The sequence below is a fragment of the Cellulomonas olei genome, from assembly GCF_039548315.1.
Taxonomy (GTDB): domain Bacteria; phylum Actinomycetota; class Actinomycetes; order Actinomycetales; family Cellulomonadaceae; genus Cellulomonas.
Genome location: NZ_JBCLVN010000016.1, coordinates 1 through 10,202 on the forward strand (window position 1 = coordinate 1; position 10,202 = coordinate 10,202).

Annotated in this window: 7 protein-coding genes and 1 pseudogene; 7 read left to right on the forward strand and 1 reads right to left on the reverse strand. The window is 74.7% G+C overall.

The window, feature by feature from the left end:
• Window positions 1-185 precede the first annotated feature (185 nt).
• Entirely contained in the window at window positions 186-2,897 is a 2,712-nt protein-coding gene (gene ppdK / locus AAHH18_RS07320) for a pyruvate, phosphate dikinase (protein ID WP_343301154.1), read from the reverse strand.
• A gap of 217 nt (window positions 2,898-3,114) precedes the next feature.
• Between ppdK and AAHH18_RS07325 the strand changes: the two genes are divergently transcribed.
• The 7 genes and pseudogenes from AAHH18_RS07325 to AAHH18_RS07355 form a co-directional block, all read left to right on the forward strand.
• On the forward strand, window positions 3,115-4,125 hold the full coding sequence (locus AAHH18_RS07325) for a PhoH family protein (RefSeq protein WP_222169813.1): 1,011 nt from the start codon (window positions 3,115-3,117) through the stop codon (window positions 4,123-4,125).
• Window positions 4,122-4,574, forward strand: coding sequence for an rRNA maturation RNase YbeY (gene ybeY / locus AAHH18_RS07330; RefSeq protein ID WP_222169812.1), 453 nt, complete (start codon window positions 4,122-4,124; stop codon window positions 4,572-4,574). The genes AAHH18_RS07325 and ybeY overlap by 4 nt, the downstream gene beginning before the upstream one ends.
• Window positions 4,571-5,881, forward strand: a complete 1,311-nt coding sequence (locus AAHH18_RS07335) for a hemolysin family protein (protein ID WP_343301155.1) — start codon at window positions 4,571-4,573, stop codon at window positions 5,879-5,881. Before ybeY ends, AAHH18_RS07335 begins: the two co-directional genes overlap by 4 nt.
• An 11-nt stretch (window positions 5,882-5,892) precedes the next feature.
• Entirely contained in the window at window positions 5,893-6,795 is a 903-nt protein-coding gene (gene era, locus AAHH18_RS07340; RefSeq protein WP_343301156.1) for a GTPase Era, read from the forward strand.
• Between the two features lie 101 nt (window positions 6,796-6,896).
• Window positions 6,897-8,393, forward strand: coding sequence for an alpha/beta hydrolase family protein (locus AAHH18_RS07345; RefSeq protein WP_343301157.1), 1,497 nt, complete (start codon window positions 6,897-6,899; stop codon window positions 8,391-8,393).
• A 64-nt stretch (window positions 8,394-8,457) separates the two neighbouring features.
• Window positions 8,458-9,285, forward strand: coding sequence for a PP2C family protein-serine/threonine phosphatase (locus AAHH18_RS07350; RefSeq protein WP_283319901.1), 828 nt, complete (start codon window positions 8,458-8,460; stop codon window positions 9,283-9,285).
• Window positions 9,282-10,202: pseudogene (locus tag AAHH18_RS07355) on the forward strand (hypothetical protein); the annotation flags it as partial. The gene AAHH18_RS07350 and the pseudogene AAHH18_RS07355, both read left to right, overlap by 4 nt.

Below are 10,202 nucleotides of genomic sequence, written 5' to 3' on the forward strand. Positions count from 1 at the left end.
CTGGGCAAGCGCATGCGGGAGAGAGAGCGCGCGGGTGCGGGAGAGAGCGCGCGGGTGAGAGCGCGCGTGTGTGGGTGAGCGCGCGCAGGTGCGGGACAGCGCGCGGGCGCGGGCGCGGGGGCACGGACGCCGCGGGGCCGCCGTCCCGGTGTCCCAACCGGGGCGGCGGCGGCGCGGTCGTCCCCTCAGCGGACGTCGGTGTCGGGACCCTGGATCGCGGCCCTGCCGGCCTCGAGCCGCGCGACCGGCACCCGGAACGGCGAGCAGGACACGTAGTCCAGCCCGGCCGCGTCGAAGAACCGGATCGACTCCGGGTCACCGCCGTGCTCGCCGCACACCCCGACGGTGAGGTCCGGTCGGGTGGCCCGGCCCTCCTCCACCGCGATGCGCACGAGGCGCCCGACGCCCTTCGTGTCGATGGTCTCGAACGGGGAGATGGTCAGCACCCCGTTCTCGAGGTACTCGGGGAAGAACGCCCCCTCCACGTCGTCCCGGGAGAAGCCCCACGTGGTCTGCGTGAGGTCGTTGGTGCCGAACGAGAAGAACTGCGCCACCTCCGCGATCCGGTCGGCGGTGAGCGCGGCGCGGGGCAGCTCGATCATCGCCCCCACCGGCAGGTCGAGCGTGACGCCGCGGGCCTCGCCGACCTCCGCCATGATCCGCAGCGCCTCGTCGCGGACCAGGTGCAGCTCCATCACGGACCCGACCAGCGGGACCATGATCTCGGCGTGCGGGGTGCCGCCGGCCTCGAGCCGGTCGGCGGTGGCCTCGCAGACCGCCCGGATCTGCAGCGCGAACAGCCCCGGCACCACGAGCCCGAGGCGGACGCCGCGCAGGCCGAGCATCGGGTTCGCCTCGTGCATCCGGCGGACCGCCGCGAGCAGCTTCACGTCCGCCGGGTCGACCTCGCCGCGCTCCTCGGCCAGGGCGACCTTGACGGACAGCTCGGTGAGGTCGGGGAGGAACTCGTGCAGCGGCGGGTCGATCAGCCGGATCGTCGTCGGCAGCCCGTCCATCTCCTCGAGCAGCGCCGCGAAGTCCGCCCGCTGCAGCGGCAGCAGCGCGTCGAGGGCGGCCTGCCGCTCGTCGTCGTCCTCCGCGAGCACGACCCGCTCCACCAGGACGCGGCGCTCGCCGAGGAACATGTGCTCGGTGCGGCACAGCCCGATGCCCTGCGCGCCCAGGGACCGCGCCCGGCGGGCGTCCTCGGCGGTGTCGGCGTTCGCGTGCACCCGCAGCCGGCGCGTGGTGTCGGCGTGCGTGAGGACGCGGTCGACCGCGCGCACCAGGTCGGCGGTCTGGTCGTCGTCGCCGGCTTGGGCGAGCGCGGCGTCCAGGCCGGACTCCAGGTAGGTGCTGACGGGCGACGGCACGACGGGGACCGCCCCGAGGTAGACCTCGCCCGTGGACCCGTCGATCGCGATCGTGTCGCCCTCGGAGACCACGTGGCCGCGGGCGGTCATCGTGCGGGCCACCGGGTCGATCACCAGCTCGTCCGCCCCGACCACGCAGGTGCGGCCCATGCCGCGCGCGACGACGGCCGCGTGCGACGTCTTGCCGCCGCGCGCGGTCAGCACGCCGACCGCCGCGATCATGCCGCCGAGGTCGTCCGGGTTGGTCTCGCGCCGCACCAGCACGACGTCCTCGCCGTGCGCGGCCCGCTCCTGGGCCGTGGCCGAGTCGAACACGGCGTGCCCGACCGCCGCGCCGGGGGAGGCCGCCATGCCCTTGGTGAGCAGGGTGCGCTCCGCGGTCGAGTCGAACTGCGGGAACATCAGCTGCGAGAGCTGGGCGCCGCTGACCCGGGCCAGCGCCTCGTCCATCGTGATGAGGTGCTCGTCGACCAGCTGGGTGGCGATCCGGAACGCGGCCGGCGCCGTGCGCTTGCCGACGCGCGTCTGGAGCATCCAGAGCTTGCCGCGCTCGACCGTGAACTCCACGTCGCACAGGTCGCGGTAGTGCGTCTCGAGCCGCCGCATGGCCTGGCGCAGGTCGGCGTACGACTGCGGGTCGACCTCCTCCATCTCCGCGAGGCTCAGCGTGTTGCGGATGCCCGCGACGACGTCCTCGCCCTGGGCGTTGACCAGGTAGTCGCCGTAGTCACCCGTGTGCCCGGTCGCGGGGTCGCGCGTGAACGCCACACCCGTCCCGGACGTCGGGCCGAGGTTGCCGAACACCATCGAGCACACGTTGACCGCCGTGCCCAGGTCGTCCGGGATGCGCTCGCGGCGGCGGTACAGGCGGGCGCGGTCGGTGTTCCAGGACCGCAGCACGGCGACGATCGCGAGGTCGAGCTGCTCGCGCGGGTGCTGCGGGAACTCGCGGCCGGACTCGGTGCGGACGATCTCCTTGAACGAGTCGACGAGGTGCCGCAGGTCGGTCGCGTCCAGGTCGACGTCGTCGTGCACGCCCTTGGCGGCCTTCGCCTTGTCGAGCGTGTCCGCGAACAGCTCGCCGTCGATGTCCAGCACCGTCTTGCCGAACATCTGGATGAGCCGCCGGTAGGAGTCCCACGCGAACCGCTCGTCGCCGGAGAACTCCGCGAGGCCGACGACGGACGCGTCGTTCAGCCCGACGTTGAGCACCGTCTCCATCATCCCCGGCATGGAGAACTTCGCCCCGGAGCGCACGGACACCAGCAGCGGGTCGTGGAAGTCGCCGAACCCGCGGCCCAGCGCGTCCTCCAGCCGGCGCACGGCCATCGTGACCTCGACACGCAGCTCGGCCGGCAGGTGCCCGGTGCGCATGAACGCCCGGCAGGCGTCGGTCGTGATGGTGAAGCCCGGTGGCACCGGCAGTCCCAGCCGGGTCATCTCGGCCAGGTTCGCACCCTTGCCGCCGAGCAGGTCCTTCTGGTCCTTGTCACCCTCGGAGAAGTCCTGGACATAGCTGGCCACGTGTACCTCCGCGTACGACGTCCGGGGGAGCGCCGTTGCCCCCGCCTCCGGCGAGTGTCCCTCCGCCGGTCGCTCCAGGAGAAGGGACCATCGGCCCTCGACGTGGTCGTGCCGCGTGTCGTCGCGGCGTCGGCAGAGCCGGGGCCGCGAGGGGTCGGTAGACTGGCACCGGTAAGCACGTCCCTCACCGAACGGAGCGCCGGCGCGAGCCGAGCACATGGCTGAGACCACACCCGACCGCCCCGAACGGTCGCTCCCCGGCGCCGCCCGGGTGGAGCACCGGATCACCATCCCGTCCAGCGTGTCCATGGTGGAGCTGCTGGGCATGGACGACCAGGTCCTGCGCGCGGTCGAGCAGGGCTTCCGCACTGTCGACGTCCACGTGCGCGGCAACGAGGTCACGCTCGCGGGCCCGGCGGGTGACGTCGCGCTGGTGGCGCGCCTCGTGGACGAGCTCGTGGAGATGGCCGCCGGCGGCACGCCGCTGACCCCGGACGTGGTGACGCGCTCGGTCGCGATGCTCACGGCGGGCACGACGACGCGGCCGGCGGACGTGCTGACGTTCAACATCCTGTCGACCCGCGGCCGGACGATCCGGCCGAAGACGTCGGGGCAGAAGGAGTACGTCGACGCGATCGACCGCAACACGATCACGTTCGGCATCGGGCCGGCGGGCACCGGCAAGACGTACCTCGCGATGGCGAAGGCCGTGCAGGCGCTGCAGGCACGGCAGGTCAACCGCATCGTCCTGACGCGCCCGGCGGTCGAGGCGGGGGAGCGGCTCGGGTTCCTGCCGGGCACCCTCAGCGAGAAGATCGACCCGTACCTGCGGCCGCTGTACGACGCGCTGCACGACATGGTGGACCCGGACTCGATCCCGCGGCTGATGGAGGCCGGGACGATCGAGGTGGCGCCGCTGGCGTACATGCGCGGCCGGACGCTCAACGACTCCTTCATCATCCTGGACGAGGCGCAGAACACCTCGGCCGAGCAGATGAAGATGTTCCTGACCCGGCTCGGCTTCGGGTCGAAGGTCGTGGTGACCGGCGACGTGACGCAGGTCGACCTGCCGTCGGGCACGACCTCCGGCCTGCGGGTGGTCGAGTCGATCCTGGCGGACGTGGACGACGTCGCGTTCTGCCGGCTGAGCTCCTCCGACGTCGTCCGCCACCGCCTGGTCAGCGACATCATCGACGCCTACGCACGCTGGGACACGAACCGCACATGAGCATCGAGGTCAACAACGAGTCCGGCCACGAGGTCGACGAGGCGGAGTTCGCCGCGCTCGCGCGGTTCGTGCTCGACCAGATGCACGTGCACCCGCAGACGGACCTGTCGATCCTGTTCGTCGGCACGGACGTGATGACGGACCTGCACGTGAAGTGGATGGACGAGCCCGGCCCCACGGACGTGCTGTCGTTCCCGATGGACGAGCTGCGCCCGGGCCGCGCGGACGACCCGACACCGCCGGGGCTGCTCGGTGACGTCGTGCTGTGCCCCGAGGTGGCCGTCGAGCAGGCGCGCGCCGCCGGGCACTCCACGGTCGAGGAGCTGCTGCTGCTGACGACGCACGGGATCCTGCACCTGCTCGGGTACGACCACGCGGAGCCGGAGGAGGAGAAGGAGATGTTCGGCCTGCAGCGCCAGCTGCTGCTGACGTTCCTCGCCGGACGATGAGCACGGTCCCCGTCGGTCTGCTGGCGACGCTGACCGTCGCGGCCGTCCTCGTCGCCGCGGTGCTGTCCGCCGGCGAGGCCGCAGTGCTGCGCATCGGCCGCTCGGCGGTCGCGGACCTGCTCGCCGCCCGCCACCCCGCGGCGGAGCGCGTCCGGAGGCTCGCGGAGGACCGCGTGGCGGTCGCCGGCTCCGCGGGCGTGGTGCGGCTGCTGTGCGAGATGCTCGCGGCCGTCTGCCTGACGCTCGCGATCGCGGCGTCCGACCTGCAGTGGTCGCTCGAGCTGGTCATCGCGGTGCTGGCGTGCGCGTTCCTGACCGTCGTGCTCGCGCGGATCAGCCCGCGCTCGCTCGGCCACCGCCACCCGCGCCAGGTGCTGGCCTTCACGTCGCGGCTGCTGGTGGCGGTGCGCGCCGTCGCCGGGCCGCTGGTCCGCGTCGCGCCGTCCGCGGGCGCCGACCTGGACGAGGACGGCCTGCGGGAGATGGTCGAGCGCGTCGGGGACTCGCCGGCCATCGACACCGACGAGCGGGCCATGGTGCGCTCCGTGCTGGGCCTCGGGGACACGCTGACCCGCGAGGTCATGGTGCCGCGGACCGACATGGTCACGACCGGTGAGTCCACCCCGCTGCGCAAGGTCCTGTCGTTGCTGCTCCGGTCGGGGTACTCCCGGGTGCCGGTCGTCGGCGAGCAGGTGGACGACCTGCGCGGCGTGCTCTACCTCAAGGACCTGGTGCGGCGGCTGCAGGACGACCCGGAGGCCGCGGAGGCCCCGGCGGTCTCCCTCGTGCGGCCCGCGGTGTTCGTGCCCGAGTCCAAGCCGGTCGACGAGCTGCTGCGCGAGCTCCAGGCGGGGGCCTCGCACCTCGCGATGGTCGTCGACGAGTACGGCGGCATCGCCGGCCTGGTGACCATCGAGGACGCGATCGAGGAGATCGTCGGCGAGCTGACCGACGAGCACGACCCGTCCGCCCCGCAGGTCGAGGACCTCGGCGGCGGCGCGTACCTCGTCCCCGCCCGCATGGCGAAGGACGACCTGGGCGAGCTGTTCGGGCTCGAGGTGGAGGACGACGACGTCGACACCGCGGGCGGGCTGCTCGCGAAGGCGCTCGGCAAGATCCCCATCCCGGGGTCGGCGGGCGAGATCCACGGCCTGCGCCTGGTCGCCCAGGGCACGGAGGGCCGCCGCAAGCGCGTCGCCCGCGTGCTGGTGTCGCGGGCGCCCGAGCCGCAGGACGACGACGCCGAGCCCGCCGGCGAGCGCGCCGCCGAGCGCGCCACGCGCGAGACCCACCCCACGGACCAGTGACGGAGACCCCCGTGACCCACCGCTCCGGCTTCGCCTGCCTCGTCGGGCGCCCCAACGCCGGCAAGTCGACCCTGACCAACGCCCTCGTCGGCCAGAAGGTCGCGATCACGTCCGGGCGGCCGCAGACCACCCGGCACACGATCCGCGGCATCGTGCACCGCCCGGACGCGCAGCTCGTGCTCGTGGACACGCCGGGGCTGCACCGCCCGCGCACGCTGCTGGGCGAGCGGCTGAACGACCTGGTGCGCGACACGCTGACCGAGGTCGACGTCGTCGGGTTCTGCCTGCCGTCGGACCAGAAGGTCGGCCCGGGCGACCGGTTCATCGCGGAGCAGCTCGCGGCGCTGGGCCGTCGCACGCCGGTGGTCGCGATCGCCACGAAGGCGGACCTGGTCGGCAAGCAGCGGCTCGCGGAGCACCTGCTGGCCGTGTCGGCGCTGGGCGACTGGGCCGACGTCGTCCCGGTGTCGGCGGAGTCGGGCTACCAGGTCGACGTGGTCGAGCAGGTGCTGATCGGCCACCTGCCCGAGGGGCCGGCGCTGTACCCGGAGGGCGAGCTGACCGACGAGCCCGAGGCCGTGATGGTCGCCGAGCTGGTGCGCGAGGCGGCGCTCGAGGGCGTGCGCGACGAGCTGCCGCACTCGCTGGCCGTCGTGGTCGAGGAGATCGTGCCGCGCGAGGTCGCCGCGGGGGAGCCGCCGCTGCTCGACGTCCGCGTGCACCTGTTCGTCGAGCGCGACAGCCAGAAGGCGATCGTCATCGGCCGCGGGGGCTCGCGGCTGCGGGAGGTCGGCACCCGGGCGCGGCGCGGCATCGAGGCGCTGCTGGGCTCGCGGGTGTACCTGGACCTGCACGTGAAGGTCGCGAAGGACTGGCAGCGCGACCCGAAGCAGCTCGGGCGGCTGGGCTTCTGAGCGGCGGCGGCCCGGCGGGCGGCGGGGAGGACGCCGCGACGGTTCCCGCGGCGGGCTCCGACGGGTCCCGGGGCGCCGGGCGCGTCGGGGATACTCGGGACGTGCGTTACCGGACCGCGGGCGGAGCCGTCGTGGGGGCGATCGTCCTCGCGGTGCTCGGCGCCCTCATGGGCCCGCAGTGGACGCCGGTCCCGATGACCGACCCGCTCACGGTGCAGGCCACCGACACCGCGATCCCCGGGGCGCCGCGGACCGGCCCGTACGAGGTGCGGTCGTCGGTGGTGGACGTCGAGCTGGACGGGGCGACCGTCGAGGCCCGCCTGCTGCTGCCCGTCGGCGCGGGGGACGAGGTGCCCGGCGTGGTGTTCGTCCACGGAGCGGGCACCGGCCGGTTCACGGACGCGTTCGTCGACCAGGCGCAGGCGCTCGCGGAGGCCGGCGTCGCGACGCTGGTGCCGGACAAGCGCCTGGACACGTACACGCTGCGGCACCGCGACTACGTGGCGATGGCCCAGGACTACCTGCGCTCCGTCGACCTGCTGCGCACCGTCCAGGGCGTCGACCCCGGCCGGGTGGGCGTCTACGCGGAGAGCGAGGGCGCGTGGATCGCGCCCGTCATGGCGGCGGAGCAGCCCGCGATCTCCTTCGTCGTGCTCGTCTCCGCCCCGGTGGTGCCACCCCGGCAGCAGGCGGCGTTCGCGGTCGACTCCTACCTGCGCAACACCGGCGTGCCGCAGCAGGTGTTCCGGGCGATCCCGCGGGCCGTCGGTATGTCGCTGCCCGGCGGCGGCCTGGACTACGCGGACTTCGACGTCGCGCCCTACCAGCGCCGCATGACGCAGCCGGTGCTGGTGGTCTACGGGACCGCGGACGCGTCGATGCCCGTGGTGCAGGGTGCCGAGCAGATCATCCGCGACGTCGCCATCGCCGGGAACACCGCGTACACCGTCCGGTACTACCGCGGGGCGGACCACGGCATCCGGGTGGACGGCGACGTCTCGCCGACGTTCCTGCGGGACCTCACCGGCTGGGTGCAGGGCCTGCCCGGGACGAGCAGCACCTGGCCGCGCGTCGCCGGCGCGCAGCCCGAGCAGCTCTACTGGGCGGCGCCCGTCCCGCAGCCGCGGTGGCTCGGCGACGGGGACGTCCTCGTGTTCCTGGTGCTCGGGGCGGTCGGGCTGGTGGTGCTCCTGCCGGTCGGCCGGTGGGCCGTCGTCGGCGTGCGCCGCGTGCGGGGTCTGCCGGCCGAGCCGGGGCGCGACCGGGTGCTCGCGCGACGGCTCGCGATGCTGTCGGCCGCGTCCGTCGGTACGGTCGTGGCGCTGGTCTGGTACCTGGTGGCGGTCGCACGGCTCGCCCTCGGGTACGAGCGCAACGGCTGGGTGGTGCAGGGCGGCTGGGTGGTCGTCCGGGTGCTCGGGCTCGCGGCGGTGCTGGCGGGGTCGGCGGTGGCCGTGCGGCTGCGGCAGCTCCGGCTCTCGGGGCAGCCGCTGGCGCGCGGGGTGGTCGGTCACGTCGTGCTCTGGGGCACGTGCGCGGCCTGCGTGGCCCTGCTGGTGGTGCTCGCGTACTGGGGGGTGTACCAGCTCGGCATCTAGGGGGTGACCGGGTGGTGGTGAAGTACCGGCAGGATGGTGTCCGACCGAACCGAGGGGAGTGCAGGTGCGGACGACGTGGGGCTCGGCCTCCGACAGGGGGCGCGTGCGGACGCTGAACGAGGACGCGCTGCTCGCGCACCCTCCGGTGTTCCTGGTCGCCGACGGCATGGGCGGGCACGAGGCCGGCGACGTCGCCAGCCGGCTGGCCGTCGAGGAGTTCGCCCGCCTCGCGGGGCTGAGCGCCGTCGACCCGGCCGACCTGCACGCCTGCTTCCGGCGCGCCGCGCAGCGCATCCGCGCGACGTTCGAGCGCCGCGAGGGCGGCACGACCGTCTCCGGCGTCGCGCTCGGCGACCACGAGGGCACCGCGCACTGGCTGGTCTTCAACGTCGGCGACTCCCGCGTGTACCGCTGGGCGGACGACGAGCTCGCCCAGCTCACCGTGGACCACTCCGTCGTCCAGGAGCTCGTGGACTCGGGCTCGCTCACGCGCGCCGCCGCGGAGCGGCACCCCGAGCGCCACGTCCTGACCCGCGCCCTCGGCACGGGCGCCGACCCGGAGCCGGACTACTGGACGCTGCCCGCGCGGCCGGGCGACCGCATGCTGGTGTGCTCCGACGGCGTGAGCGGCGAGCTCTCCCCGGAGCAGATCGCGGACGTGCTGGCCACGACCCCCGGCAGCGGTGCCGCGGCGGCCGAGCTCGTGCGCCGCGCGGTGGAGGCCGGCGGCCGCGACAACGCCACCGCGGTCGTGGTCGACGTCGAGGTCCCCGAGGACGGGACCGCCGGATGGCTTGCCTTCGGGGCCGAGGGTGCCGATAGGACATGGGACGAGACGGTCGACGGGGCCACCATCCCGCGACCCCGGAGCCACCAGGAGGACTCTCGGTGACCGTTCCCGAGTACACCCCCGGCGACTGGTACGCCGTCGTCGCGGGCGGCGTCGTGCTGCTGCTCGCGCCGAGCACCCCGCCCGAGGTCGTCCGCGACGTCTGGGCGTCCGCACCCGAGCGCGGCGGCGGGCTCGGCGCCCAGCTCGACGCGCTCGTGCGCCACGGCATCGGCGGGCTGCACCCGTTCGCCGCCGTCGACCTGACCTCCGGGGCGGTGCAGACCGCGCTGCGGGGCGACGTCGAGGTCGAGGTGGTGCGCGGCACGCGCGCCGAGGTGCTCTCCGCGCCCGACGTCGTGTCGTGGTCGGAGCGTGCCGTCGGGTCCGCCGACGAGGTGACGGTCCGCGTGACGGGCGCCGGGCGCGGCCCCGCGCTGCCGATCGTGAGCGGCGTCGTGCGCGCCTCGCGGGTGCGGGTGCGCGTGACCGAGGACGCCGCGGCACCGGCGTCCGACGCGGCACCGGTGGTCCACGCCGCGACGCCCGTCCCGGTCGCGACGGCGTCCGCGACGCAGGCGCAGGCCGGGTACCCGCGCCGCCACGTGGTCGCGCCGGGCGAGGTCGTCGAGAGCGACGCGCCCGCGACCGGGGAGCCGTCGGAGGACGAGCTCGTCGACGACGGCGGTGCCGTCCGGCCGGTGCCGGCCGCGGAGCCGGAGCCCGTGGTGGAGCCGGAACCCGTCGCGGAGCCGGAGACCGTCGTGCGGGCGGAGCCCGTCGCGGAGCCCGTGCCGGCCGCGGAGCCGGTCGAGGACGGACGGCGCGACGCGCTCGAGGCCGCGCCGGCGGACGAGCCCGCCGACCCCGCCGACGCGCCGCAGGACGCCGCGGACGGCACCGACGAGCCCGACGCCGAGCCGTTCGCGTGGCCGCCGGTCACCGCGGCGGCCGGCGACGCGCCCCCGGCGCCCGCGCCC